Source organism: Massilia sp. UBA6681, assembly GCF_002454935.1.
Taxonomy (GTDB): domain Bacteria; phylum Pseudomonadota; class Gammaproteobacteria; order Burkholderiales; family Burkholderiaceae_D; genus Telluria; species Telluria varians.
In genome coordinates this window covers 1-323 of record NZ_DKJX01000026.1, presented here as the reverse complement: position 1 = coordinate 323, position 323 = coordinate 1, and the positions used below count along the sequence as shown (strand labels likewise).

1 protein-coding gene is annotated in these 323 nt (G+C 67.5%); it reads left to right on the top strand.

Translation table 11 applies throughout. The features are described from left to right. Positions 1-323: sensor histidine kinase (locus tag B2R83_RS03015; RefSeq protein ID WP_292038213.1), on the top strand; the 323-nt coding region annotated here is incomplete at both ends.

The following is a 323-nucleotide window of genomic DNA, read 5'->3' as shown; positions in this document are numbered from 1 at the left end:
CCTGATCGACGACCTGCTGGACATCGCCCGCATCAACAGCGGCAAGGTACAGCTGAAGCGGAAACGGATCGTGCTGCGCGACGCCATCGCGAACGCGGTCGACACCGCCCTGCCCGTGATCGAGGCGGCAGGACACCAGCTCGACGCCTCCCTCCCCGACCACGAGCTGCTGCTGCACGCCGACCCCGTCCGCCTGGCGCAGGTGTTCAGCAACCTGCTTGCCAACGCGGCCAAGTACACGCCCGGCGGCGGAAGGATTGGCATCACGGTGCAGCATGACGACAGAAGCGTGCGCGTCGCAGTCAGCGACACCGGCATCGGCA